Here is a 25,113-nt window from a genome sequence, read left to right on the forward strand (position 1 = left end):
GGAGGAAAGCATAATGGCAACTAAACTTCCAAAGGTTCCTGTTGTAATCGTTGGCATGGGCTGGGTTGGCGGCATAATTGCAGCCGAGTTATCAAAGGCGGGAATATCCGTTGTAGGAATTGAACGGGGCAAAAGCCGCGATACACAGGATTATTATCATGTACATGACGAGCTTCGCTATGCTGCACGGTATGAGCTGATGCAGGATTTGTCCAAGGAAACCGTCGCCTTCCGGAACACGATGAAGATGAGAGCATTGCCAATGCGTACATACGGGTCATTCCTGCTTGGAGATGGATTAGGTGGAGCAGGGGTTCACTGGAACGGTCAGTATTATCGTTTCTTGCCTTATGATTTTGAAATCTACAGCAAGACAGTAGAGCGTTATGGCAAAAAGAAAATCCCGGAAAATATGACAATCCGTGACTGGGGTATCACGTACGAGCAGCTCGAGCCTTATTTTGTGAAATATGAACAAATGGCCGGCATTTCTGGAGAGAAGGAAATCCCTTCTAATATCGGTGCGATGTCTACTCCTTTCCCTACAGGACCAATGAAGAAATCGCCAGGGATGAAGCTGTTTGAAAATGCAGCGAAAAAGCTTGGCTACCATCCTTACGTTATTCCGTCAGCTAACTTGTCTGAGGTATACAAGAACCCTGATGGTGTGGAAAGAGCACCTTGCCAATATTGCGGCTACTGCGAACGGTTCGGCTGTGAATACGGCGCGAAAGCAGATCCTGTTGTTACGGTGCTGCCTGTTGCCAAAAATACAGGTAAGTTCGAGCTTCGTACCCATTCCAATGTGACCAAGATTATTCACGATGGCAAAAAAGCGACTGGCGTCACTTATGTCCACACACCAACAGGTGAAGAATATACGCAGCCTGCAGATGTTGTTATCCTTGCTGGTTACTTGTTTACAAACGTAAAACTGCTGTTGACCTCCAAGCTAGGGGAGCCGTATGATCCACAAACGGAAAAGGGCTCGGTTGGACGTAACTATGCCTACCAGGTGAATGGTGCAAGTACAAGTGCCTTTTATGAGGACCGTGAGTTTAACCTCGCCATGGGTGCAGGGGCACTAGGCAGCAGCATTGATGATTTCAATGGCGATAACTTCGATCATAGCGATCTGAATTTCCTGCATGGTGCGAATATCCGATTTACCCAGACTGGCTTACGGCCAATTCAATATCAACCTGTTCCAGCTGACACACCGAAGTGGGGAGCTGAGTTCAAGAAGGCAACGATCCATAACGCAAACCGGGTGTTATCCGTTACCGGACAAGGTGCGAGTATGCCGAACCGTTATCACTATTTGGATCTCGATCCGGAATATAAGGATGCGTTTGGCATGCCGCTGATTCGGATGACATTTGATTTCGAAGATCAGGATCGTGAGCTCGTGAAGTTCATAGCTCAGAAGACAAAGGCGATTGCGGATGAGATGGGTGCGACCAAAACGGAGATTCATGATTCGATTAAGCAATACAATATCGTCCCTTATCAATCCACCCATAATACAGGCGGGACGATTATGGGAGCAGACCCTAAGACTTCTGTTGTCAACAACTATCTCCAGATGTGGGATGCTGAGAATGTGTTCATCTGCGGCGCTTCCAACTTCCCGCATAACAGTGGATATAATCCAACTTCGACGGTTGGTGCACTGGCTTACCGGACGGCAGAAGGGGTTCAGAAATATTTGGATAAAGGCGGTTCACTCGTGTGAGCAAAACGATGGGCAAAGCGGCAGAGGCGATCGACAGCGATTTGATCAGTCATTTAACAGAGCTCCGCAAACGCCTTATCTATGTGGCTGGCTGGTTTATTGCCTCCTTATGTGCAGGACTGTATGTTGCGCCAAGGATACTAACCTTTGTAAAAGGACATTTGGGTTCGATTGAAGTGGAGTGGAGCGTATTCGCTTTGTCAGATGGCATCGCCGTCTATATGAAATGTGCGCTCCTCGTGGGGATCATCTTAACCTTACCGTTCCTGATGTACCACTTATGGGCATTTGCAAGACCCGGCATGACAGAAAACGAAGCAAAGAGCACCCTTGTATATGTACCGACTTCGTCGTTGCTGTTCGTCTGCGGCGTGATGTTCGGATACACGGTTGCCTTGCCGATGATGATCAAGTTTATGATCAAGCTGAATCAGTCGATGGGAGCCAATGAAGTATATGGCATCCAGCATTATATGTCGTTTCTGATCAGTTTCTTGCTGCCAATGGGAATTGCTTTTGAAATGCCACTTGTGATGACCTTCCTGACGCGTATAGGTATGCTGACACCGGACAAGCTAAAGCAAGTTCGTAAATATGCGTATGTTGGGCTGGCTATTGTGGGAACACTTATTTCACCTCCGGATTTTGTATCCCATTTGTCCGTTACTTTACCGCTCATTGTTTTGTTTGAGATCAGCGCTTTTATCTCGACGCGCTACTATAGGCGGAAGCTTGCGATGCAAACGATCTAATCCTGGAGGGAGGTGCTTGTTATGTTTAACAACGTAGGTATTTCAGGGCTGATTATTATATTGGCTATTGCGTTAATCGTCTTTGGACCGGCTAAGCTTCCTCAGCTTGGACGCGCTTTTGGCGATACGCTGCGCGAATTCAGAAACTCGACAAAAGGAATTGCTGATGACGAGCCTGAAGTCAAATCAAACATCATTGAGCTTGACCAGTCAAAAAATTAAAGACTAAAGGAGAATAACACCATGAAGATTCGTAAGCTGCTTATGATTGCCGCACTTGCTGTTACGGTAATGGGTACTGCTGCAGGCTGCGGCTCCAGTAATGACAATGATGCGAACAACAATACAGGTGCTAATACCGGTACAAATACAGGTACAGATAATACAGTTGGAAATAACGCTGGCACCAATGCCGGTACTAACACTGGCGGCAATGCTTCTGGCGGTGGCGGCGAGAAATCGTTCACTGTCAAAGCAAAAAACTTTGAGTTTGATCAACCGGAGATTCGTGTGAAGCAAGGCGATAAAGTGAAAATCACATTGAACAATGCGGAAGGCTTCCATGGCTTTGCCATTCCGGACTTCAATGTGGACATCAAAGAAAACAACGGGACAGCTGAGTTTACGGCAGATAAAGCCGGTGAACATGAGTTCCAATGCTCTGTTGTATGTGGTGCCGGGCATAGCAAAATGGTTGGCAAGCTTATTGTGGAGTAAAACCTAAATAACGCAGAAGCCGCGAGTTTCGCGGCTTTTTTGTTGTGCCCAGAGTATGCTTGAATTCTCGGCTCATATAGAGGAAAATCACCTATACAGAGTAGGAGGAAGAACAGATGGTGATTACCGAAGTATTCTGGGATTCCTTATCCCATCCGGCATGATCTATTTGGCTGCCACAGAAGCGGGCTTAATCCAAATTACATTGCCAAATGAATCATTTGCTCAGGTTGAAGCGTGGGTAAGTAAGAAGATTCCGAAGGCGATTCTTATCCAAGATCCAACAAGGGTATCGGAGTACAAACAACAAGTACAGCAATATCTCGATGGTACTCGTAAGACGTTTACGTTTCCACTCGATTTCCGCGGTACAGCTTTTCAAAACGCCGTCTGGCAAGCTTTATTTAACATCCCCTATGGGGAAATGAGAAGTTATGCCGAGATCGCGGAAGCTGTTGGCAATCCTAAGGCCGTACGAGCTGTCGGGACAGCTAATGGTATGAACCCGATTCCGATCGTTGTCCCATGCCATCGGTGATCGGCAAGAATAATACGCTCACGGGATTCAGAGGCGGGCTGCAAATGAAAGAAGATTTGCTTCATCTGGAAGGGGTTAAGACCTTTAAGAAGCAAGGACATGAGAAGTATCGGTTCTAATTTGAGGAAGGATGTGATGGTGTGAAAGAAAAAGTTCTCCAAGCCTTTGATAAACTTGCCGCTGATTATGAACGAAATGTGGATACAAGCGGTGGTCACAATGCTTTTTATGAGCGACCAGCTATGATGAAGCTATTACCAGCTGACCTGACTGGACTTCATGTGCTTGATGCAGGCTGCGCGGCAGGCTGGTATACGGGGCAGTTCGTCGAGCGAGGAGCGCAAGTAACGGCAATCGATTTGAGTCCCGAAATGGCTGAGGCATGCAGAAGGCGCGTTGGAGACAAAGCAACGATATTGAATTGCGATTTGAGTCAGCCACTTCCGTTTGAGGATGAAGCTTTTGACCTTATTGTCAGCTCGTTAACTCTGCATTACCTCAAGGACTGGGCGCCAACCTTTCAGGAATTCCGCCGTATACTAAAGCCAGGTGGAAGTCTGCAATTTTCTGTTCATCATCCGTTTATGGATTATAAGCAATTTGATAGACCGGACTACTTTGCCCATGAATTGTTGACTGAAGTATGGAATAAGAAAGAATCAGGACCGGTGGAGGTTAGCTTCTACCGCAGGTCGATGATGGCTATTGTTAACGCAACTGCGGATTATTTTACACTTGATCGTATGGTTGAAGCGCAGCCAAGTAAGGAATTTATCGACCTTCCCGAGGCAAGCAACTGGTACAGCCGGTGGTACGAGCGTCTCATGACCGAACCATGGTTTCTAATTGTAAAGGCCCGGAAATAACACTAATCGCAAAAGTTAATACTAATCTAACAATCAATAAATACGCGGTTAATATAGTTCCTTTATGATAATAAAAAAGCACAAAGGAGCTATATAACGATGACAATGATTAAATTGCAAAAAACCGAGCCTGTCAAAATGGCGGAATTCCGAATTAGCGAAAGTGAATCGATGCAGTACAAGCTGCTTTATCAGATCCGCACAGGAAATATGAGCGCTAGCGAGCTCGACAAACTTCAATTCTTATGTACAAATGAACTTCATCAGCTTCGTTCCGAGCTTGATAAGATGCTGCAAGAGCTTCGTGATCAGAACAATCAAATGCAAGGTAAGAACGAAGAGAATAAAGAAAAAGATAAGGAAAGCATCGCTGCTTAAGAGGCACTGATGCTTTTTTTATTTGCCTGAAATCGCAATCGAGGACATATGTCCTTTTCGGAATCCATCGCTCATCGTTAAATAAGGGGAGTGGGATTAACGAGGAGGGGAAAAATAAATGAAAGGCGTAATCTATGCCTTGCTTGGTGGTATGTTCCTTACCTTACAAGGCACTGCTAACGCGGCAATTGGCGACTATCTTGGAACCTGGCAAGCAGCAGTACTGACGCAAGGCATAGGGTTTGTGGCGGCAATACTTATCGTATTGTTCACTGGGGATCGATCGTGGAGACAACTCTCGCAGGTAAAGCTGCCATTCCTATTCGGCGGTGCTTTTGCTGCGTTTATATTGTTCAGCAACATCACAGCGTTTCATCATAATGGTGCAGCTGTAACCGTATCCGGTGTTTTGATTGCGCAAATTATCGTCACTTTATTGATGGAAAAAGCCGGCTGGTTTGGTACAGTTCCTATACGCTTAAAGACACCGCAATGGGTTGGTCTTGGTCTGATGATCATTGGCATTCTGTGTTTATCCTTCTAAAGGATATAATATCCATGAAGGAGGTGCGCAGTAAATGAAGCAAATATTCGATTCCGAGCGGATTAATCAATATCTTAAAGAGTACGCTCTTGAGAATGTGCTGCCAAAGCCATTACAGCAGCACTTGTCATTGTACCAATTCGAACCAGAAGAAGCGCTTTGCCAGCAAGGAGAGGTTCCGGAATATTTCTTCTTTCTTGTGCGTGGTAAGGTAAAGGTTTACACCACTTCAGCAGAAGGACGAACGCTGCTTATTAACTTTACATCTCCGCTTGGCGTTATTGGTGAGATTGAATGTCTGCGGGGATTGGAAAATTTGAATACCGTATCAGCTGTTACTCCTGTCGAGGCTATTGGCATTCACAAGCGATTGTTAAGCCAATATGAAGAGGAAGTGTCCTTCCTGCAATTTATGCTTCATCTGGTCACTCAGAAGTTTTATAACAAATCGGTATCTCTGAGCTTTAATCTGTTGTATCCGGTAGAGGTTAGGCTTGCAAGCTATCTTCTCTCTGTCACCTCACTTGAAGACGCTGCGGTTAGTACTGCTAATCTGAAAGACATGGCGAACTTGATTGGAACCAGCTATCGGCATTTGAACAGAGTGGTTCAGAACTTTTGTAAGGAAGATTTGATTGAACGCAGCCGTGGAACCCTTGTACTGAAGGATCGGAGAGGTCTTGAAACGGTTGCTGTCCGTAATATTTATGAGAATGGAAATAGGAGGGATCAGTCATGATCGCAGGTATACTATTAGCTTTGGCGGCGGGGGCGCTAATCAGTGTTCAAACGCTGTTTAATAATAAAGTAAGTGCATCTGTTCACTCGCACACGACAACTGCACTGGTGCTTGGGATGGGGTTTATTGCTTCTCTCAGTATGGGCGTACTATTTGAGGGCGCAGATTTCTTTAACTGGAGAGCGATGCCTGTCTGGTTCTGGTTCAGCGGCTTGGTTGGGATAGGGGTTGTTACTTGTGTGGTCCGCGGAGTGAATTTGTTAGGGCCAAGTTATGCGATTTCAATCGTCATGTCCTCTCAACTGTTATGCGCATTATGGTGGGACTCGGCTGGCTGGTTTGGACTGGAGCAGGTTCCCTTTTCACCGCAAAAAGCAGTTGGTGTGATAGCATTAATCGCCGGATTGATCTTGTTTAAGCTCAAACCAAGAGAGATGAGAGAAGCAGCTGCTGATATTTGAAAAAAGTCTAACATAGGATACGGTTTATGCTATTATAGCAGGATAACTATTTAGCTAGAGAGGGAAGTACATGCAGCAAGAGAACGTACAACTAAGATTGGGTAGCAGCGAGGACAGCTTCCTTCAAGGAATTAAAGATTGTGTACCAACATTATTAGGTTATTTAAGCATTGGGTTTGCAGCTGGTGTGGTTGGACATACGTCCGGATTAAGTGTCCTCGAGATCACCTTGATGTCCATCCTCATTTATGCAGGTTCAGCACAATTCATTATTGCGGGTATGGTGGCAAACCATGGCTCCATTGCTGCGATTGTGTTCACTGTATTTATCGTTAATCTTCGACATCTCCTGTTAAGCGCAGCATTGTCGCCTTATTTCCGTCATTTAACCACGTTAAAGACCATGATGATTGGCTCCTTGCTTACCGATGAGACCTTTGGCGTATCTATTAATAAGGCGTCTAATCAATCATCTCTAAGCGAAAAGTGGATGAACGGCCTGAATGTGACCGCTTATCCGAATTGGATTTTCGCCACGATGGCAGGTGCTTTCTTTGGACAATGGATTACGAATCCGGAGAAGTTTGGACTGGATTTTGCACTGTCAGCGATGTTCATCGGACTACTTGTTCTACAGCTGCTTGGGCGCAAGAAGCTCGCAAGAGACCTCATTGTCGTTATTAGTGCGGTCGTCATCGTAGTGGGAATAAGTATGGTGACCTCCGGCAGCGTGGCGGTAATCATCGCAACCATTGGTGCCGCAACAATAGGAGTGTTGATTGAAAAATGGAAATAAGATGGGGAATATTCGCAATTATTATTGGTGCTTCACTTGTTACTTTTATTCCGCGGGTGCTTCCGCTTATGGTGCTCAGCCGTCTGCAAAAACCGGATTTGGCGATGAGATGGTTAAGCTACATTCCTGTTGCCGTTATGGCTGCATTATTAGGGAATGAATTGCTGATGACAGATGGAGAGATTACTCCTCTGAAGGATAACATCGAATTATTCGCAGCACTGCCGACATTCTTAATCGCTATTTTTACTCGTAGTCTATTAGGAACAATTCTTGTTGGGGTAGTTACGGTTATGATTTTACGATTCCTATTTTAAGTAACCTGGGAGGACGCTATGAGCATTCTTGCAATCATTTTTATGGTATTGGTCGTATTAGGCTTAATAAGCTTAGAAAGAAGACTCCAGCTCCAACTGAAAAATGATGAAAGAATCATTGCCAGACTCGACATCCTCATAAACGATCTGCGAAAACAGCGAGACGAGAACACATAAGCTTTGATGTTGATGTAGGTCTGCCTAAAGAGGCAGGCCTTTTTTATTCAAGTTTAGTTCCTAACGTACAGAAAATTAGTCTTGTTTACGAATTATTATCCAAGACAAAAGTAGCAGGTTGACGGAAGCTTGGAGGAAGTCGTATGAGAAGATCAGAAATTCATCAGCAAAAATCAAAGAAACGGGGCATTTGGAAAAAGGCTGCCCTTGCTGTTATTGGGGCAGGCATTGTGCTAGCCGTTGCATGTATCATTATTTTCAATATGCTTGTTGCCAGGCAGGATGTATCCCTGCTGGACGAGCCGCTCCCCGCAGCGACCATTATTTATGATCAGAACAAGGAGGAAGCGCTTCGTATTTCTCCCAAAAAGTCTGAGGCTGTAAGTTATGACAGCTTGCCGGAGCAGCTTATCGAAGCGGTTGTTGCTGTCGAGGATAAGCGGTATTTTGAGCATAGTGGTATGGACCTACAGGGAATTGGTCGTGCGTTAATGACTAATCTGACGAACGGGAAAACCGTACAAGGTGCAAGTACCATTACGCAGCAATTAGCTAAGAACGTCTTTTTGTCTCAAGAGCGGACTTGGACAAGGAAATGGAAGGAGCTTCTGCTTGCTGAGAAGATCGAGAAAAACTACGATAAGCAGCAGATTATCACGTATTATTTGAACCAGATTTATTTCGGCGAAGGGGCTTGGGGAATTAAGAAGGCGGCTGAAATCTATTTTGGCACAAGTGTAGATAAGCTTACGCTCCCTCAATCGGCTCTCTTGGCAGGCATTATTAAGGCACCTTCTGCGCTTACACCATACAGCCATCCGGACGAGGCCAAAGCACGCAGAAATGTGGTGCTTCAGCTTATGAAGAATCAAGGGAAGATTGATCAAGCAACGTATGAGAAGGCTATTAACGAACCACTTCAAATTCAGAGCTCTAAGCCAAGCAGCAGTAACTCAATAAAGTATCCTTATTTTGTGGATCAAATGATCCGCGAGGCTGGCGAGAAGTACGGCCTTACTGAGAATGAAGTTCTTCACGGTGGTCTAAGGATATATACAACTCTGGATACGAAAATGCAGGAGGCTGCTGAGAATGTATATTCACAAGACAGCCTGTTCCCTGCAAGCAGCTCTGATCAGCTCATCCAAAGTGGAGCGGTAATGGTTGATCCTAGGGATGGCGGCATTCGAGCCCTTATTGGGGGACGCGGGGAGCAGCCGTTCCGGGGCTTCAATCGAGCTGTTCAACTGAAACGCCAACCTGGTTCTACCATGAAGCCTATTTCAGTGTATACACCAGCCTTGGAGCGGGGCTACTCACCTGAAGATACCATTGTAGATGAACCCGTAAATTTTGGAGGCTATCAGCCGAAAAATGCAGGCGGCAGCTACCATGGCGAAGTGTCTCTTTATGAAGCGCTTATCCATTCCTACAATGTGCCGGCTGTCAAATTGTTAAACGAGATGGGGATCGAAGCGGGGATGGAATCGTCAGATCGATTCGGTATCGAGCTGATGGATGCGGACCGAACATTAGGGCTTGCCCTTGGCGGTTTGCAGGAAGGGGTTTCACCACTTGATATGGCGGAAGCATTCAGCGTCTTTGCAAATGACGGAACCCGGATTCCTGCGCATTCGATAACACGAATTGAAACGGCCGAAGGGGAAGCTGTCGCAGATGCAGAAGTAGTTAACGGCATTAAAGTAACAGAACCAGCAATAGCCAGAACCATGACCTCCATGATGGAAGGTGTCGTTAGTGAAGGAACGGGCGACGCGGCTCAGCTCACGGATCGTCCGGTAGCAGGTAAAACAGGCACTACAGAAATGCCTGGTACAGGTGGAGCAGGGATGAAGGACAACTGGTTTGTCGGCTATACGCCGCAGCTTGTTGGAGCGGTTTGGCTTGGTTACGATCATACAGATGCGACTCATTATTTGACCACGACATCTAAGGCTGCTGCTGCTGTATTCCAGAAGCTGATGAACGAAGCATTGCAAGATGAGAAGGTTATAGCTTTCCCGAAAGCTCCAGGCATTCCTGCAAAACCAAAGAAAGACGATAAGGAAAAAGGAGAGAAAGAGAAGGATAAGAAGCCTGAGCCACCAGGGAAGAATAAGCCAGACAAGGCTGACAAACCAGGCAAAGAAGACAAAAAGAAAGATGAACATAAAGGTAAAGAAGACCGCGGACCAGGGAGAGGCCGGGACCGAGAGGAAGATGATTGAGATGAAGAGCCAATCGGAGAGCGCTATTCTTGTTGCTCATGAAATTTATGGCATTAATCAACATATGATTTATACCTGCAAGGCTTTAGGTAAACATGGGTTTGATGTGTTTTGTCCGAATTTACTGGATCGACCTGAGTCGTTCGTTTATGAGGAAGAGCAAGAGGCATACAGCTATTTTATGACCAACATTGGCTTCGATAAAGCTTCTGCTGCTATTCAGCAAAAAGTCACAGAGCTCAAGGCCTTATACAAGAAAGTGTTCCTAGTCGGCTTTAGCGTGGGGGCGACTGCATCCTGGATTTGCAGCAGCAATCCGGATGTAGCCGGTGTCGTTGGGTACTACGGTTCTCGGATTCGTAGCTACATGGATGTATCCCCAGCTTGCCCTGCCTTATTGTTTTACCCGGAGATTGAGCCATCCTTTCAGGTGGATGAGCTCATCACTTCACTGAAGGAAAAACCTCAAGTAGAGGTTCATAAAATCAGCGGGCAGCATGGCTTCAGCGACCCTTATTCAGCCCGCTATTTGGAATCATCTGCAAATGAGGCCTTCCATATTATGTTGACTTTTCTGAAATCCAAAGGTTGAAATCCGGAAAAGGCTATGTTAAGATACGTTTAATTTAAGGATTGGGGATGAAGAAGATATGTAGAAATTTCTTGCGATGGTATAAATCAATAAAACAAACCAGGACGATCTATTTCGGTTGTTTTATTTTTATATGCGCAAGAAAGTTACTACATCTTTTTCATCTCAATGAATATCCCATTCTAACCCTGCATGCGAATTAGCGGGCTAGATTTGCTGTATTTATTTGAGTTGTGAGAAAGGTAACTTTCTTGCAGCTCTTTATTTATGTACAGGGGGAATTTGTTTATGACATTAATTAACGTATCTAACCTCACGTTTGCCCATTATGGCAGCTATGACAATATATTTGAAAATGTAAGCTTCCAAATCGACACCGACTGGAAATTAGGATTTACCGGCCGGAACGGCAGAGGGAAAACCACATTCATGAATCTGCTGCTTGGCAAGTATGAATACAGCGGTCATATTTCGTCGAGTGTAACCTTTGAATATTTTCCATTCCACGTCGAGCATCCGGAGTATCATACCATTGATGTGGTGGAGGAAATTTATCCCGACTATCAGCTCTGGGAGCTGATGCGCGAGCTGACTTTGCTGAGGGTATCCGACGATGTGCTGTACCGGCCGTTCGAGTCACTTTCTAACGGAGAACAAACGAAAGTGCTACTTGCTGCTTTATTCCTGAAGGAGAACAGCTTCCTGCTGATCGATGAGCCAACCAACCATCTTGATATGGAGGCTAGGAAGCTGGTCAGCCAATATTTGAACAGCAAAAGCGGCTTTATTCTAGTTTCTCATGACCGGACATTCCTGGATAATTGCGTCGATCATATCCTGTCCATCAATCGAACAAATATTGAGATCCAGAAGGGTAATTTCTCCGATTGGTGGTTGAACAAAGAACGGCAGGATAACTACGAGCTTGGTGAGAATGATAAACTAAGGAAAGATATTAAACGGTTGTCTGATGCGGCCAAACGTACAAATAACTGGTCAAATGAAGTAGAGAAGAGCAAAAATGGCACAAGAAACTCCGGTTCGAAGGTGGATAAAGGGTACGTTGGCCATAAAGCGGCGAAAATGATGAAACGCTCAAAATCGATCGAGCAGAGACAGCAATCGGCGATTGATGAGAAGTCAATGCTGCTCAAAAACATCGAAAACTCGGACAGTCTAAAAATTTCACAGCTGGCTTACCATAAACCTCAATTGGTAGAGCTCGAGCATGTCTCCATTTATTATGGGGAAAAGAGTGTCATCCATGATATCAGCTTCTCGATCGAGCAGGGTGAACGAATTGCTATAGCTGGCAAGAACGGTTCCGGCAAATCAAGCCTGATCAAATTAATCAACGGCGAAGATATCCAATACACAGGTACCTTCAGAAAGGGCAGCCAGCTGAAAATATCTTATGTATCGCAGGACACATCACATTTGCAGGGGAATCTGACCGATTATGCACGAGACCAGGGAATTGATGAAAGTCTCTTTAAAGCGATTTTGCGGAAGCTGGATTTCTCCCGAGTGCAGTTCGAGAAGGATATGTCCTCGTTCAGCGGCGGCCAGAAGAAGAAGGTGCTGATTGCAAAGAGCCTTTGCGAAAAGAGTCATTTGCATATTTGGGATGAACCACTTAACTTTATTGATGTCATCTCCAGGATGCAGATCGAGGAGCTGCTGCTGGAATATACGCCAACGATCCTGTTTGTTGAGCATGACCGAGCGTTCTGTGAAAATATTGCGACGAAGATCATTAATCTCTGATCTTAATAAAAGTTCATAAAAAAAGCCGCCCAGTTGGGCGGCTTTTTTGTTCAAAAAGTATTTGCACATTAAAAAGAAAGGTGCTATAGTAAGAGGATCTCTGCATCCTCAAATTTAATCGACATAGTTATTACATCTTATCTATACTTTAATAATATCATGTGGCGCCGGGGATGTCAAATGTCAAATCGTTTTTTGAGAAAATAATCTTCGAAAAGGAGTGTTCAGGTAAATGAACAAGAAAGATTGGGAACAAGAGCAGCTAAGGCTTCAGATCGTTTCGGAGAAGCTGCAGGAGAAATTAACGGAATTGGAACCCGAAGTTCTACAACTATACGGTCAGGCATCGGAGCTCCGCAAGCATTTCTGGGAGGAAGTAACGGTAAATACAAGTACGGATGAAGACTTCGAAGAATCCTTCTACAGTATCAAGCAGCAAGCTGCATTGTTATCCGAGCGGGAACGCATCCATCAAAAACGACTGCAGCAGTGGAAGAGTCTTAACCGGCTCCAGAAGTCTCCTTATTTTGGACGAATAGACTTTAAAGAGTATGACCTTAATAACACGGAGCAGGTCTATATCGGATTATCTTCATTCCTTGCATCTGACGGGATGGAATTCCTGGTGTATGACTGGCGTTCACCTATAGCAAGTCTTTATTATGACCATTCTCCAGGTCCTGCTTCCTATATTACTCCAGGAGGTCAGATTTCAGGATCGATGGAGCTTAAGCGGCAATACCAGATTCGGGGCAATCAGCTCATTAACTTCTTTGATGCTAGTATTACCATTGGCGATACCTTACTGCAGCAAGCACTTGGTCAAGGTGCAGATGCACAGATGAAAAGTATTGTGGCTACGATTCAGAAGGAGCAGAATGCCATCATTCGTAATGATTCGAGCCGCATGTTGATCGTACAGGGAGCTGCTGGCAGCGGGAAGACAACCGCGGCTTTACAGCGTGTTGCTTACTTGCTGTACAAACACCGTGAGCGGCTTAAAGCCGATCAGATCGTTTTATTTTCGCCTAATCCGATGTTCAACAGCTATGTATCGACCGTACTGCCAGAGCTTGGTGAAGAAAATATGCAGCAAACAACGTTCCAGGAATATCTTGCATTTTGGCTGGGGTCAACGATGAAGGTTGAAGATCCGTTTGACCAAATGGAATATGTTCTAACTGAACAGAATGCAGAAGGATACGAGGCAAGAGTAGAGGGGATTCGCTACAAGGCATCGGAAGACTTCCTTCAAGTGCTTCGCAACTATGCAGAGTGGCTCAGCAAGGAAGGGATGTTATTTAAGGGGATCAGGCTCCAGGATCGTGACCTCATCACCGCAGAGCAAATGAAAGAACAATTCTATAGCTATGATCCTTCAATCCGCCTTGCTAACCGAGTTGAGAAGTTACAGGAATGGCTGCTTAATGAGCTGAAGATCATCGCACGTAAAGAGAAGAAGATGGATTGGGTTTCGGAAGAGCTTGATTATCTGGACAATGAGCAGTATGTCGAAGCCTACAATAAGCTTCTCAAGACGGTTCAACGGGATGAAGAACTGTTTGAAGCTGCTGAGCGATATGCCGCGGTACATGATCGAATCCACAATTTTGAAAATATTGGTGAAGATAATGTATTCGACTTTGCTGATCAGCAAGTTGATCTGCTTCGTCAGATGATTGTGAAGGAGCATTTCAAGCCGCTGCGGCGGAAGGTGAAGCGATTGAAGTTTATCGATATGAATGGGCTGTACTCGCAGCTGTTTGGTGAGGAGTCTGAATATCGGGAGATGGCAGGAGCTGAAGTTCCATCATGTTGGTCGGACATGAGAGAGCAGACCAAAGATAAGCTCGGTAAACGTGAGCTGTTCTATGAGGATGCGACTCCATATCTATTCTTGAAAGAGCTGATCGAGGGCTCTAGAACGAATACGATCGTGCGGCATATCTTCGTGGATGAAGGCCAGGATTACTCGCCATTCCAATATGCATTTCTGAAGAGACTGTTTCCTAATGCCCGGATGACTGTACTCGGAGACTTCGGTCAAGCGATATTCACCCAATCCACCTTGCTTCAAGGAGGAGACTCTCCACTTAATAAGCTGTACGGTGAAGCAGAGACGACCTTGATTCCACTTCTGCGAAGCTACCGCTCAACGCAGGAAAATGTAGAGTTTACGCGTTCTATGCTGCCAGGTGGAGAGGAGATCATTCCGTTTAATCGGAGCGGCAGCAAGCCATTAATCCAATTATCGGACAGCCAAGAGGAACGCTTGAAGCAAATGGCTAAAGATCTAGCTGCGTTAAAAGCGGAAGGCTTTGGATCCATCGCTATCATTACGAAGACCGCTGAGGAAAGCCGAGAAGCTTATGAAGCGCTGACCTCATTGGGCTGCGAAGGAGTCCGTCTTATCACAAAAGAAACCCTTACCTTCGAGACCGGTATCATGGTGATCCCGGCTTATCTGGCTAAGGGTGTGGAATTTGATGCTGTCTTGATCTATGATGCTTCTTCGCATACGTACAACCGGGAAAGTGAGCGCAAGCTCTTCTATACGGCTTGTACACGAGCGATGCATCGTCTTCATCTCTATATAACAGGAGAGTGGACGCCGTATCTTCACTCCATTGATAAGCAATTGTATGAAGCTCGTTAAGGAGTATCAGCCTTAGCCAGTTCAGCGAAGTATTGAATGGTACGGTCCCGGAATGAGGCTGCTGCCTGAGTTAAATAACGTCCTTTTGGCCAATGAAGCGAGATTGACCGTTCACAATACCCTTCTTGTAATGGGATCGTAACGACATCAGCACCTGTTGATCCTCCCCAAGTAATGGCCGGAAGAAAGGCAACACCTTGCCCTGCTCGTATAAGTCCACGGACAGTCGCAGGATCATCACTTTCAAATTGAATATGCGGAGTGAAGCCGGCAAGCCGGCAGAAAGCATCTGTTGTCTCCCGCAGAGACTTGCCAGGAGGAAGGCTAATGAATCTTTCCTCCTTCAGGTCCTCTAAGCTGATGTACTCACGTTTCGCATAACGATGCTCAGAGGGGAGGGCGACTACAATGGCCTCCTTAAGCAGGGAGACAGAGTTGCAGCTAGGTGGTGGATTAGCGCCGTCCGATAGACATAGATCAAATTCATAAGCATGATCATTTGGCAAAGCATGCTGGAGCAGATGAAACTGCGTATCTGGCTTTTCCTTGCGGTATTCGGCTAGCAGGCCGGGAAGCAGGTGAGAAGATACTCGTACATCAAGTGTAATAAACTCCGAGGCTGCTTCTGTTAAATCCTTAAGTTCCCGCTGACCATCTTCTAGAGCCTGTAGAGCAATATCGACTTTGCTTAGAAAATGCCTGCCATGCTCATTAAGACGAATCGCTTTGCTTGTCCGCTCGAACAGCTTTACCCCTAATTCAGACTCGAGGGAAGCAATCATTTTGCTAAGAGCTGGCTGCGAGATATGGAGACGCTGCGCAGCTTGCGTCATATGCTCCATTCGAGCAGTCATTTGAAAATATTTTAACTGAAGCAGTTCCATTGTCTCATCACAGCTTTCTATTTTGTCATAACCTATAAGTTATGTATGTTATGAATTAATATATATTAGGATTTATCAATTCTCAAGACTATAATGATCTCATCAGACAGGATGGGAGCAACGTTCAAGTGATCATACAAACCTCATCAGGGAAAGTAAAAGGTGTTCAATTAAAGGACACTTATGTGTTTAGAGGTATTCCTTATGCAGCACCACCAGTAAGTGAGCTTAGATTTAAGCCCCCGGTTCCTCCATTATCATGGGAGGGAATAAGGGAGTGTGATAGCTTTGGTCCTATTGCACATCAGAGACATGATCCGAATACCTTTTTGCCCGAGCTTATGCATTCGGAGGACTGCTTGAATTTAAATGTCTGGACTCCTGGTACTCAAGGCAGCCCACGTCCGGTTATTGTCTACATCCATGGCGGCGGATTTATTGGCGGCAAAGGGGCGGAATGTGATGGTGCCCGCTATGCGACAGAGGATGATTTCGTCTATGTGTCGATTAACTATCGTCTTGGTGCTCTAGGTTTTCTTTATTTAGGGGAGCTGCTTGGAGAGGAATACAGCACCTCAGGCAATAACGGAATGCTGGATATTTTTGCTGCCCTTCGCTGGGTACAAACGAATATTACAGCCTTTGGCGGAGATCCGCATCGTGTAACGGTTATTGGCAATTCGGCTGGTGCGAAATGTACGGCAACACTCTATACGATGAAGGAAGCGGAGGGGCTGTTCCATAGAGCGATTGCCCAAAGTGGTGCAACACAGTCCATACGAGATATTCATACGGCTGGAGTAACGACAACAAGATTACTTGAAGCATTGGATTTGCAGCCAAGTGAAGTTGGTAAATTACTGAGTGTGCCTGCCGAATTATTAATCGAGGCACAGATGAAGGTTGGGCCGGATACGTCTAGAAATCTGCATATGTTTGGACCGGTTGCGGACGGCATCCTCATTCCAGTTGATCCGCTGGCTTCCATACAAGAAGCGGCTAATCTACCGCCCTTACTAATCGGAACCAATGAAGATGAAGCGGCTATGTTTATTTTGTATGACCCAGGTCTTCAGAAGCCTGATCCAGGTACAATCGAGAGATTGTTTGGGCAAAATCAGCTGATCGTATGGGAGTCCTTCATCCAATATTCTCAGATCATGCCAATCGACAAAGCGTGGAGTAAAATATTAACGGAGCATCTGTATACGATTGGCTGTTTGCAATTAGCGGACGCCATTGCTGACACAGGCTCTCCAGTATGGGTTTATCGGCTGCAATATGGCGGAAGTCTTGGAGCTGCTCATGGGTATGAAGGTAGTTTAATTCATTATATGAAGAATCCTGAACGAGAAATAAAAGTGGATACAACCGACCCGTATTACGTTGCTGACGAAGGGCGGGAGCTAGCCCAGAGTATGCGTGCGGCCTGGAACGCTTTTATTCGAGAAGGGGATCCTAATGCTGCTTTATTGCCTGAATGGCCGGTTTATGGGGATAGTCATTCGATGATGGTGCTTGATTTGGTCAGCGCTGCCAAGGAAGATCCTTCGCCGCCAAACGGTGTTGCCTGTTCACATCAGGTATGGAGGGCTGAAGGATGATGCTTGTCGAAGTTACAGCTACAATGCTGCTGCTTGGTCTGCTGCTAGGGTTTGTTGGGGCAGGCGGATCGGGCTTTATTATAGCGATTCTAACCGTTGCGTTTGGTTATCCCATTCATACCGCTTTGGGTACAGCACTAGCTGCTATGTTCTTTTCTTCCTTATCCGGTTCAATCAGTCATTATCGTGAAGGCAATATGATTCTGAAGACGGGAGCCATCGTTGGCTTAGCAGGAGCGCTCGGTGCTTGGATCAGCTCTAGCTGGTCCTCTTTTATTCCGGCGGATCAATTAGGGTGGATGACTTCGGGAATGCTGTTTACTTCCGGACTTGCTCTATGGTTCAGGATGGTGCATCAGGCTAAATATGCAGGCAAGAAGGCTGCCGCTCCAATGAGGACGAATGGTTGGAAGTTCTACCTATCTGCTGCTTCCATTGGTCTCGTTACTGGGGCGTTGTCCGGGTTGTTTGGAATTGGCTCAACACCATTTATCCAGCTTGGACTGATGCTTATTCTTGGCTTGTCGATGAGATTTGCTGCAGGCACAACGATGCTTGTCATTATTCCTATTGCACTAGCCGGGGGAGCTGGTTATTACTCCGTGGGTTATTTGGATATTCAGCTATTAATCGCCGTTGTGATAGGAACCATGCTTGGTTCCTATGTAGGCGCCAAGTTCACGAAGCGTGTGCCTGCCCTTATGCTCAAGACCTGTATGGTGCTGACACCAATGCTTGGCGCAGCGATTTTGTTGATCTAGTCATATGGGAAGGAATAGTCATTCTAACAGCGAACTTTTAATTTAGTTATTAAAGAGGAGGCGGTTAGCATGAGCATGAACACGGCTTTGCTGGTAATTGATGTACAAGCAGTGATGTTTCACGACGATTATCCCGTATTTGCGGGAGAGAAGCTGTTAGAGCACATACAAGAACTTCTGGTAAAAGCGCGGGCAAATCAGGTTCCGATCATTTATGTTCAGCATAATGAAGGGGCTGGAGAGCCTCTTGAATCAGGTACTCCCGGTTGGGAGATTCATTCTTCAATTGCGCCGGAAGAACAGGATACAATTGTTCAGAAGACTCGGCCTAACTCGTTCTATGAGACAAACCTTCAGCAGATCCTTGAGGAAAAAGGGATAAAACGTCTCGTCCTTACTGGCATTCAAACGGATATGTGCGTGGATGGAACCTGTTTAGGAGCATGTGAGCTCGGTTATGAAGTTACCGTTGTCAAAGACGCACACAGCACATGGGGACAAGAAACGATCAGTGCCGCTCAAATCATTGAGCAGTATAATGAGCAATTTGCAACAATTGCAGCAGTACAAGAAACGGCAGCCATTATATTTTAATGAGATTATAACTTGTATTAAGGGAGAGTACAGATGGGTTATATCGATGAGGTCACGAAAGACTTGTATAACTATTTGCCGCCATTAACGGGAAAAGATGATCTGGATGTGTTCTGGACGGCAACGCTGCAGCAAGCGAAGGAAGTTCCTTTACAGCCTGAACGGACAGAAGTGGCTTATCCAAGCAAACATGTGAAGGTTTACGATATCTCGTACAACGGTCTGGATGAGACAAGAATTCATGGTTGGCTTATTGTGCCGACTTTTTTGAAGGAAGCTTCTTATCCATGTCTCATTCATTATCATGGCTTCACGGGGAGTCGGGGAGAGCCTTCGGGGCTCATGCATTGGGCGATGATGGGAATGGCGGTCTTATCGGTGGATTGCCGGGATCAAGGCGGGCCTACAGGGAACAGCGCGAGCTATTCACATGGATTCCTCTCGAATGTGGCAAGTAAAGGCGTGCAGAACAAGTGGGAGTACTACTATCGTTATGTATACATGGATTCCTTGAAAGCAATCGATTTCGCCTGCGCGCAAGCCGAGATCGATCCAGAGAAAATCATCATTGAAGGTGGCAGCCAAGGCGGCGCAATTGGCATGGCTGTCGCAGCTCTGGATGATCGACCAAAGGCAGCATTGGTAGATGTGCCAAGCAACAGCAACATAGTGAGCCGGATTGAAGGCAATCACGGCGCTTTTGGTGCGGTAGCGGAATATTTGAAGAGACATCCAAATCAGACGGATCTTGTACTCGATAACCTGAGCTATTTCGATACGATGAACCTGGCTGAACGGATTACTTGTCCAGTTCTTGCCTCGGTGGCGCTCAAGGACGAGACATGTCCGGCACAAATGTACTTTGCCACCTATAACCGGATTCTAAGTGAGAAGGAAATCATCATCTATCCGTTTAATGGTCACGAAGGCGGAGGAGAAAGACAGACCGAAGTGAAGCTGGCTTACCTTGCGAAGCATTTTGGAGATTGGTTCGAGTGATGCAAGAAATTATTAACATCGCCAAAGAAGTTGCGATTCAAGCTGCCAAAGAGGCAGGAGAGCTAATCAAACACTATTATTCCAAAGATAAGCAAATCGTTGAAAAGGGTGATGATGGCGATCTCGTAACCTTAGCCGATCATCTCTCTGAAGAGATCATTATGAAAGCGATCCTCTCCCATTTTCCCGATCATCAGATAAGAAGTGAGGAAACAGGCTGGACAGGTGATGAAGGAGACTGGCTGTGGCTGGTGGATCCGCTTGATGGAACAAATAATTATGCGATAGGATTGCCGGTATACGGCGTCTCTATTACCCTCATCTATAAGAAAGAACCTGTGCTGGGAATCATCTATGAACCCCATGATGGCAATCTGTATGTGGCGGAAAAAGGCAAGGGTTCGGTTTGCAACGGTGCTCCTTTAGCTATCAGGAAAAGTGCTGACTTCAATAAAATGACAGTAGGCTGGATTCAAGGACATGCTGTTCAAAAAGATCAGATTGCCTTACAGCTTAAGCATCAATTAGAAGTCCGATTTAAGCGGGTGATCCGCCTCTGGGCTCCTACGATTCAATGGTGTATGCTTGCTCGAGGAGATTTGGATGGCATCATTCTGTATAATTCCGAAGGCGATGATCTTTATGCGGGATTGTTAATGGCCAAGGAAGCCGGCGCTATCATTATGGATTTCCAAGGAGAGAGCTTTGAAGGCATGCATCCGGAGCCATACATTATTGCGTGTCATCCTGCGTACAAACAAGAGTTCCTTGATTTAGTAAGTCAAAAATAAAAAACGGAGCTATGTTCAACGATTAACGTTGGCATAAGCTCCTTTTTTTCATGCTGTCGTTATGGCAATGTTGTTAAGTACGGCTTTACCGTATTGGCTAAGAGGTAACCACTTGAAGCATCCCAGTTAATTGACCAGGTCATTGCCCCGCGGAGATCCGGGTACTTGGCGACCGGTTTATAAGTGCCGCAATCACTGCCAGTTGCTAGACATTTGACCGCTTGATTCACGACGGATGGAGCAACATAACCGCCGCCTGCCGCTGAGCTTGTAGCTGGCACACCTATACCTAATTGAGATGGAGCAACCCATTGCAGGGTCAGATCAGAGAGAGCGGTCAAGAAATCAACAGTTCCTTGGGAGTAGCATTTACCATCACGTCCAAGCATGCAGCCTGAATTATAATACTGAACATTGATGACTGTCGTAATATCTTTCAGATTCGTGTAGAGCTGCATATAGGAAGTGCTTGCGCTTTGCATATCAATCGTCTGAGGAGCCATCGTAAGGATAAAGCTTGAACCAACTTTTTGTTGAAGCTGACGAACCGCAGAAGTGAGGTTCGCGACATTCATGCCATTCTCGAGATCGATGTCAATCCCGTCGAAGCCAAACTGTGTAATTAAACCGTACATGCTGTCTACAAAATTCGTTACGTTAGGTGAAGCTGAATTCAGATTAATATTACCTTTCTCGCCGCCGACAGAGAGAATGACCTTTTTACCCTGAGCATGTTTCTGGCTTATGTCGCTGATCAAGTTCGCATTCGTATAACCGCCAAGTGCGGAGGATAAGCCGGAGTCTACGTTAAAGGTAACACCGCCAGGTTTAGTTGTATCCATCTCAGCAAAGGAGACCACGATAATGTCGTACTGACTTGGTACAGCGCTTAATTTCAGATTTGTTGCTCCGTTCACAAAGTTTTGCCAGTAGCCTGTCAATGTATGCTTCGGAATGCTGCCGCTGCCGCCAGGATCTGTAGGGCCAGTTGTGACGCTTAAGACACTGCTCGGTGAAGAAATATTGCCGGCTGCATCCTTGGCTTTAACAGTAAAGCTATAAGTAGTAGAAGCTGAAAGTCCCGTAATAATGGCAGTGGTTCCTGATACAGAAAGTGCGAGTGTGGATCCCTTGTATACGTCATAGCCACTCACACCAACATTATCTGTGGAGGCATTCCAAGCTAAGGATACACTGGTGGAAGTCGTTGCTGTAGAGCGAAAATTGGAAGGAGTGGACGGAGCAGTCTGATCAACCGAAGGAGCGAGAGTTGTTACACTGAGTGCCGTGCTTGCAGCCGAACTGTTGCCTGCTGCATCTTTGGCTTTAACGGTAAAAGAGTATGTTGTACTTCCACTTAATCCGCTATTAGTAAAGGTAAGTACTCCATTACTTGTGCTGCCTGCAAGTGTGGTTCCACGATAGACATCGTATCCAGTAACGGCAACATTATCTGTGGAGGCATTCCAGGTTAATGTAACACTAGATGATGTAGTAGCAGTAACACGTAAGTTGGACGGGGCACTTGGAACCGTTGTATCACCACTACCACCACCTTGAACGGTACTCCACAATGCTGGAACAATCGGCGGTTCCCAGCCAACCAATGATGTGTGACCTTGTATGCACTTATACGTTGTACCGTTGTACGTGACCGTGTCGTTGACGGCGTACGATACATTTGGTGCCCAGGCCCCTCGGTCGGCTGCTTTGGCAGCAGTTGGCAGGAATGTGAGCAGCAGCGAGAGAGATAGAACGAGTGTTAGTAATGTGCGGGTGAAGCGGTGATTCTTAGCTTCCTTCATCATTTACTCCTCCTCTTTATTCAATTCTATCTTGCAGGAATATTATGGATTGGCTAAGGCAAGCTCTCAAGAGGAAAAATATACTTTTGATGGGATACAATTCATTGGGGGAGTGAAGCTATGAGGTTACTCAACATAGTATGTAAACGGTAATACAGAGCTTTAGAACTGCCGTTTTTTCAATCTATTTGACAAAGTGTCTATAACATCCCTATAATTTAAATGAACAACTGTTCAATAACTAGGCGGAGGGATTTATATGCGTTTGGAAGGTAGAGTAGCAATCGTTACAGGAGCAGCATCGGGTATGGGCAAAGCTATTGCAGAGTTGTATGCAAAAGAAGGAGCAAAAGTTGTTGTCTCCGATCTTAATATCGAAGGTGCTGAAGCAGTTGTTGCGGGTATTAAAGCAAATGGCGGCGAAGCCATTGCAGTAAAAACGAACGTTGCTGAGCTCGAAGATATCAATACAATGATCGATACTGCTGTTAATGAATTCGGAACGCTTGATATATTGGTTAATAATGCAGGAATCATGGATAATATGGCGCCAATTGGCGATGTAAATGATGATAGATGGGATCTTATCTTTGATGTAAATACAAAAGGCGTTATGCGTGCGATCCGCAAAGCCATTCCGATTTTCCTGGAGAAAGGTAAAGGCGTTATTGTGAATACGGCTTCTACCGGCGGTTTCAGTGGTGCGCATGCAGGTGCGGCTTATACAGCGTCCAAGCATGCTGTCATCGGGATTACGAAAAACACAGGTTTCATGTACGCTCAAAAAGGCATTCGTTGTAATGCCATCGCACCAGGGGCAACAATGACGAACATTACGTCTTCGATGAGTAACTGGGATGAATTTGGTGCTTCACGTACCAAAGTTACGCAAGGTGTTATTCCTCGTGTTGGACAACCTGAAGAAATTGCTCAAGTGGCCTTATTCCTGGCATCGGATGAGTCAAGCTTCGTAAATGGTGTAGTTCTGGCAGCAGATGCTGGCTGGACAGCAGGTTTCTAATCCACTCATATAAGAGAGTTGCAAGCAGCTGGACTGCTTGCAACTTTTTTTTATTTTTTATGATGCTATAATGGATTAGCAATAATACTAACTGTCAGTCACGAGGTGGAGGACTTGAACGAGAACGATCTAAGAATTGTGAAAACGAAAAAAGCCTTACATCATGCGCTTCTTACATTATTAAAAACAAAACCACTTGAAACTATTTCTGTATCAACCCTATGCCGTGAGGCTAGTGTGAATAGAGGAACCTTTTACTTGCATTACACGGACGTGGCTGCATTATTTGACGAGCATCTTCAACATTTGCTTAAAGATCTGGAAGACTCTTATTACGAGCCTTACCGTCATGTAACCGTGATCAATCATAAACTACTTGATCCTTCAACGATCAGGCTCTTTCATCATGTGAAGAAGTACCAAGCGTTCTATGAGATCGTGTTTGATAAAAAATCATCGCTGTCGTATTACTATTCCTTGTTTGAGAAAATTAAGGGATTAATATTGGAAAGCACCTCAGCTAATGGAGGACTGGATTTGTTTGTCATCTCCTATACAGCCAATGCCATAATGGGCTTGATTATTCAGTGGAGTGAAGAAGGCTTCGAGCATAGCCCGGAATATATGAATGAAAAGCTTAGTTATATTTTGAAGACGCTAGATCAGGGATGAAAAAATAATTTGCTTGACATTTCAGCGTGCTCGAACGGGTACTTGACTTCCGTATGCTATAGTAAATAGGCTAACTTATCATTTATAGGAGGCTTATTATGTTTCAATATAGCGATCAGAAATATACAGGAGTAGATTTTGGCTCACAGGATTTACGATATGGGGAGCTGATCAGTTGCACCTTTACTCGATGCTCGTTCGCGAATGGATCCTTGGAAGAGCTGACCTCCATGAATTGTCGATTTATTGAATGTGACTTTCGCGGGGCATTGCTAAATGGCTCTATTCATAAAGAATCAGCGTTCGATAATTGCAACTTTAATGGCGCAAATCTATTTGTCACCAAATTCGAAGCTTGTAAAATGACAGGTTCGGATTTCTCTGGATCAACGATGGATGGCATCAGCATCATTCAAGGGGATTGGTCTTATACGAACTTGCGGTTCTCCAACTTAGTGAAACAGGATTTACGTGGGATAAAATTTCATGAGGCAGACTTGTCTGGAGCCAATTTGGAAAAAGCGGATTTGAGAGATTGTGATCTTACGATGGCCGTGCTCGCCAAGGCAAAGCTGCTTGGCGCAGATGTAAGAGGAGCAGAAATGGCGGGTGTGGACTTCAAGAATTTCTCCATCGCCGGTCTACGAATGGATCGGGAGCAAACCGTATTGTTCGCGTTGTCTCATGGTGCAAGAGTAAGGTGATATGAATAAAAAGTA

26 protein-coding genes are annotated in these 25,113 nt (G+C 45.4%); 24 read left to right on the forward strand and 2 right to left on the reverse strand.

Annotation, left to right across the window (positions count from 1 at the left end; all coding sequences use genetic code 11):
• Nucleotides 1–13: 13 nt before the first annotated feature.
• From FHS17_RS04010 to helD, 16 genes are all read left to right on the forward strand, one after another.
• Nucleotides 14–1,735: a GMC family oxidoreductase gene (locus FHS17_RS04010; protein WP_167274947.1), complete on the forward strand. Its 1,722-nt coding sequence runs from the start codon at nt 14–16 to the stop codon at nt 1,733–1,735.
• Nucleotides 1,732–2,487 carry a twin-arginine translocase subunit TatC gene (gene tatC / locus FHS17_RS04015; RefSeq protein ID WP_341805757.1) on the forward strand — a complete coding sequence of 252 codons (756 nt, stop codon included), beginning with the start codon at nt 1,732–1,734 and terminating at the stop codon, nt 2,485–2,487. The genes FHS17_RS04010 and tatC overlap by 4 nt, the downstream gene beginning before the upstream one ends.
• Before the next feature lie 21 nt (nt 2,488–2,508).
• Nucleotides 2,509–2,709 (forward strand): twin-arginine translocase TatA/TatE family subunit, encoded by a 201-nt coding sequence (gene tatA / locus FHS17_RS04020; protein WP_167274951.1) that lies wholly within the window; start codon nt 2,509–2,511, stop codon nt 2,707–2,709.
• A gap of 21 nt (nt 2,710–2,730) precedes the next feature.
• Nucleotides 2,731–3,204 (forward strand): cupredoxin domain-containing protein, encoded by a 474-nt coding sequence (locus FHS17_RS04025; protein ID WP_167274956.1) that lies wholly within the window; start codon nt 2,731–2,733, stop codon nt 3,202–3,204.
• Between the two features lie 55 nt (nt 3,205–3,259).
• Complete coding sequence (locus FHS17_RS30810) at nt 3,260–3,742, forward strand: methylated-DNA--[protein]-cysteine S-methyltransferase (RefSeq protein WP_341805758.1); 483 nt, start codon at nt 3,260–3,262, stop codon at nt 3,740–3,742.
• Between the two features lie 140 nt (nt 3,743–3,882).
• On the forward strand, nt 3,883–4,608 hold the full coding sequence (locus FHS17_RS04035; protein ID WP_167274961.1) for a methyltransferase domain-containing protein: 726 nt from the start codon (nt 3,883–3,885) through the stop codon (nt 4,606–4,608).
• 99 nt (nt 4,609–4,707) lie between these two features.
• Nucleotides 4,708–4,986, forward strand: a complete 279-nt coding sequence (locus FHS17_RS04040; protein WP_167274964.1) for a hypothetical protein — start codon at nt 4,708–4,710, stop codon at nt 4,984–4,986.
• 118 nt (nt 4,987–5,104) lie between these two features.
• Nucleotides 5,105–5,530: a DMT family transporter gene (locus FHS17_RS04045; protein ID WP_167274967.1), complete on the forward strand. Its 426-nt coding sequence runs from the start codon at nt 5,105–5,107 to the stop codon at nt 5,528–5,530.
• Between the two features lie 34 nt (nt 5,531–5,564).
• Nucleotides 5,565–6,269: a Crp/Fnr family transcriptional regulator gene (locus FHS17_RS04050; RefSeq protein WP_167274971.1), complete on the forward strand. Its 705-nt coding sequence runs from the start codon at nt 5,565–5,567 to the stop codon at nt 6,267–6,269.
• Nucleotides 6,266–6,730 (forward strand): DMT family transporter, encoded by a 465-nt coding sequence (locus FHS17_RS04055; protein WP_167274975.1) that lies wholly within the window; start codon nt 6,266–6,268, stop codon nt 6,728–6,730. Before FHS17_RS04050 ends, FHS17_RS04055 begins: the two co-directional genes overlap by 4 nt.
• A 70-nt stretch (nt 6,731–6,800) precedes the next feature.
• Nucleotides 6,801–7,526 carry an AzlC family ABC transporter permease gene (locus FHS17_RS04060; RefSeq protein WP_167274980.1) on the forward strand — a complete coding sequence of 242 codons (726 nt, stop codon included), beginning with the start codon at nt 6,801–6,803 and terminating at the stop codon, nt 7,524–7,526.
• Nucleotides 7,517–7,843 (forward strand): AzlD domain-containing protein, encoded by a 327-nt coding sequence (locus FHS17_RS04065; protein ID WP_167274983.1) that lies wholly within the window; start codon nt 7,517–7,519, stop codon nt 7,841–7,843. Before FHS17_RS04060 ends, FHS17_RS04065 begins: the two co-directional genes overlap by 10 nt.
• A 320-nt stretch (nt 7,844–8,163) precedes the next feature.
• On the forward strand, nt 8,164–10,248 hold the full coding sequence (locus tag FHS17_RS04070; RefSeq protein WP_167274987.1) for a transglycosylase domain-containing protein: 2,085 nt from the start codon (nt 8,164–8,166) through the stop codon (nt 10,246–10,248).
• Between the two features lies 1 nt (nt 10,249).
• Nucleotides 10,250–10,840: a dienelactone hydrolase family protein gene (locus tag FHS17_RS04075; protein ID WP_341805759.1), complete on the forward strand. Its 591-nt coding sequence runs from the start codon at nt 10,250–10,252 to the stop codon at nt 10,838–10,840.
• 288 nt (nt 10,841–11,128) lie between these two features.
• On the forward strand, nt 11,129–12,607 hold the full coding sequence (locus FHS17_RS04080; protein WP_167274995.1) for an Lsa family ABC-F type ribosomal protection protein: 1,479 nt from the start codon (nt 11,129–11,131) through the stop codon (nt 12,605–12,607).
• A 232-nt stretch (nt 12,608–12,839) separates the two neighbouring features.
• Nucleotides 12,840–15,263 (forward strand): RNA polymerase recycling motor HelD, encoded by a 2,424-nt coding sequence (helD, locus tag FHS17_RS04085; protein WP_167275000.1) that lies wholly within the window; start codon nt 12,840–12,842, stop codon nt 15,261–15,263.
• Here helD and FHS17_RS04090 read toward each other — a convergent pair.
• Complete coding sequence (locus FHS17_RS04090; RefSeq protein WP_167275005.1) at nt 15,260–16,147, reverse strand: LysR family transcriptional regulator; 888 nt, start codon at nt 16,145–16,147, stop codon at nt 15,260–15,262. The genes helD and FHS17_RS04090 overlap by 4 nt on opposite strands.
• A gap of 128 nt (nt 16,148–16,275) precedes the next feature.
• Here FHS17_RS04090 and FHS17_RS04095 point away from each other — a divergent pair, with 128 nt between their 5' ends.
• The 5 genes from FHS17_RS04095 to FHS17_RS04115 all read left to right on the forward strand — a co-directional run bounded on the left by FHS17_RS04095 (nt 16,276) and on the right by FHS17_RS04115 (nt 20,896).
• Nucleotides 16,276–17,751 (forward strand): carboxylesterase family protein, encoded by a 1,476-nt coding sequence (locus FHS17_RS04095; protein ID WP_167275009.1) that lies wholly within the window; start codon nt 16,276–16,278, stop codon nt 17,749–17,751.
• Nucleotides 17,751–18,512, forward strand: a complete 762-nt coding sequence (locus FHS17_RS04100; RefSeq protein WP_415639912.1) for a sulfite exporter TauE/SafE family protein — start codon at nt 17,751–17,753, stop codon at nt 18,510–18,512. Before FHS17_RS04095 ends, FHS17_RS04100 begins: the two co-directional genes overlap by 1 nt.
• Nucleotides 18,513–18,587: 75 nt before the next feature.
• Complete coding sequence (locus FHS17_RS04105; protein WP_167276373.1) at nt 18,588–19,106, forward strand: cysteine hydrolase family protein; 519 nt, start codon at nt 18,588–18,590, stop codon at nt 19,104–19,106.
• Nucleotides 19,107–19,139: 33 nt separating this feature from the next.
• The gene (locus tag FHS17_RS04110; RefSeq protein WP_167275017.1) at nt 19,140–20,105 is read left to right on the forward strand and encodes an acetylxylan esterase; all 966 of its coding nucleotides are present in this window, start codon (nt 19,140–19,142) and stop codon (nt 20,103–20,105) included.
• Nucleotides 20,105–20,896 (forward strand): inositol monophosphatase family protein, encoded by a 792-nt coding sequence (locus tag FHS17_RS04115; protein ID WP_167276376.1) that lies wholly within the window; start codon nt 20,105–20,107, stop codon nt 20,894–20,896. Before FHS17_RS04110 ends, FHS17_RS04115 begins: the two co-directional genes overlap by 1 nt.
• Before the next feature lie 59 nt (nt 20,897–20,955).
• On the opposite strand, the gene FHS17_RS04120 is transcribed toward FHS17_RS04115, so the two are convergent.
• Nucleotides 20,956–22,704, reverse strand: coding sequence for a fibronectin type III domain-containing protein (locus FHS17_RS04120; RefSeq protein WP_167275021.1), 1,749 nt, complete (start codon nt 22,702–22,704; stop codon nt 20,956–20,958).
• Nucleotides 22,705–22,960: 256 nt separating this feature from the next.
• Between FHS17_RS04120 and FHS17_RS04125 the strand changes: the two genes are divergently transcribed.
• From FHS17_RS04125 to FHS17_RS04135, 3 genes are all read left to right on the forward strand, one after another.
• Nucleotides 22,961–23,722 (forward strand): SDR family oxidoreductase, encoded by a 762-nt coding sequence (locus FHS17_RS04125; protein ID WP_167275024.1) that lies wholly within the window; start codon nt 22,961–22,963, stop codon nt 23,720–23,722.
• A 114-nt stretch (nt 23,723–23,836) separates the two neighbouring features.
• Nucleotides 23,837–24,394: a TetR-like C-terminal domain-containing protein gene (locus FHS17_RS04130; protein WP_167275029.1), complete on the forward strand. Its 558-nt coding sequence runs from the start codon at nt 23,837–23,839 to the stop codon at nt 24,392–24,394.
• Nucleotides 24,395–24,492: 98 nt separating this feature from the next.
• Nucleotides 24,493–25,098 carry a pentapeptide repeat-containing protein gene (locus FHS17_RS04135; RefSeq protein WP_167275034.1) on the forward strand — a complete coding sequence of 202 codons (606 nt, stop codon included), beginning with the start codon at nt 24,493–24,495 and terminating at the stop codon, nt 25,096–25,098.
• Nucleotides 25,099–25,113: the final 15 nt, after the last annotated feature.

Origin of the sequence: Paenibacillus lupini (genome assembly GCF_011761355.1) — a bacterium.
Taxonomy (GTDB): Bacteria; Bacillota; Bacilli; order Paenibacillales; family Paenibacillaceae; genus Pristimantibacillus; species Pristimantibacillus lupini.

Excerpts from the sequence above, each read along its gene's own strand:
- FHS17_RS04010 (WP_167274947.1), top strand. The coding sequence starts at position 14 with ATGGCAACTAAACTTCCAAAGGTTCCTGTTGTAATCGTTGGCATGGGC.
- tatA (WP_167274951.1), top strand. The coding sequence starts at position 2,509 with ATGTTTAACAACGTAGGTATTTCAGGGCTGATTATTATATTGGCTATT.
- FHS17_RS04025 (WP_167274956.1), top strand. The coding sequence starts at position 2,731 with ATGAAGATTCGTAAGCTGCTTATGATTGCCGCACTTGCTGTTACGGTA.
- FHS17_RS30810 (WP_341805758.1), top strand. The coding sequence starts at position 3,260 with ATGCTTGAATTCTCGGCTCATATAGAGGAAAATCACCTATACAGAGTA.
- FHS17_RS04040 (WP_167274964.1), top strand. The coding sequence starts at position 4,708 with ATGACAATGATTAAATTGCAAAAAACCGAGCCTGTCAAAATGGCGGAA.
- FHS17_RS04045 (WP_167274967.1), top strand. The coding sequence starts at position 5,105 with ATGAAAGGCGTAATCTATGCCTTGCTTGGTGGTATGTTCCTTACCTTA.
- FHS17_RS04050 (WP_167274971.1), top strand. The coding sequence starts at position 5,565 with ATGAAGCAAATATTCGATTCCGAGCGGATTAATCAATATCTTAAAGAG.
- FHS17_RS04055 (WP_167274975.1), top strand. The coding sequence starts at position 6,266 with ATGATCGCAGGTATACTATTAGCTTTGGCGGCGGGGGCGCTAATCAGT.
- FHS17_RS04060 (WP_167274980.1), top strand. The coding sequence starts at position 6,801 with ATGCAGCAAGAGAACGTACAACTAAGATTGGGTAGCAGCGAGGACAGC.
- FHS17_RS04065 (WP_167274983.1), top strand. The coding sequence starts at position 7,517 with ATGGAAATAAGATGGGGAATATTCGCAATTATTATTGGTGCTTCACTT.
- FHS17_RS04070 (WP_167274987.1), top strand. The coding sequence starts at position 8,164 with ATGAGAAGATCAGAAATTCATCAGCAAAAATCAAAGAAACGGGGCATT.
- FHS17_RS04075 (WP_341805759.1), top strand. The coding sequence starts at position 10,250 with ATGAAGAGCCAATCGGAGAGCGCTATTCTTGTTGCTCATGAAATTTAT.
- FHS17_RS04080 (WP_167274995.1), top strand. The coding sequence starts at position 11,129 with ATGACATTAATTAACGTATCTAACCTCACGTTTGCCCATTATGGCAGC.
- helD (WP_167275000.1), top strand. The coding sequence starts at position 12,840 with ATGAACAAGAAAGATTGGGAACAAGAGCAGCTAAGGCTTCAGATCGTT.
- FHS17_RS04090 (WP_167275005.1), bottom strand. The coding sequence starts at position 16,147 with ATGGAACTGCTTCAGTTAAAATATTTTCAAATGACTGCTCGAATGGAG.
- FHS17_RS04100 (WP_415639912.1), top strand. The coding sequence starts at position 17,751 with ATGCTTGTCGAAGTTACAGCTACAATGCTGCTGCTTGGTCTGCTGCTA.
- FHS17_RS04105 (WP_167276373.1), top strand. The coding sequence starts at position 18,588 with ATGAACACGGCTTTGCTGGTAATTGATGTACAAGCAGTGATGTTTCAC.
- FHS17_RS04110 (WP_167275017.1), top strand. The coding sequence starts at position 19,140 with ATGGGTTATATCGATGAGGTCACGAAAGACTTGTATAACTATTTGCCG.
- FHS17_RS04115 (WP_167276376.1), top strand. The coding sequence starts at position 20,105 with ATGCAAGAAATTATTAACATCGCCAAAGAAGTTGCGATTCAAGCTGCC.
- FHS17_RS04120 (WP_167275021.1), bottom strand. The coding sequence starts at position 22,704 with ATGATGAAGGAAGCTAAGAATCACCGCTTCACCCGCACATTACTAACA.
- FHS17_RS04125 (WP_167275024.1), top strand. The coding sequence starts at position 22,961 with ATGCGTTTGGAAGGTAGAGTAGCAATCGTTACAGGAGCAGCATCGGGT.
- FHS17_RS04135 (WP_167275034.1), top strand. The coding sequence starts at position 24,493 with ATGTTTCAATATAGCGATCAGAAATATACAGGAGTAGATTTTGGCTCA.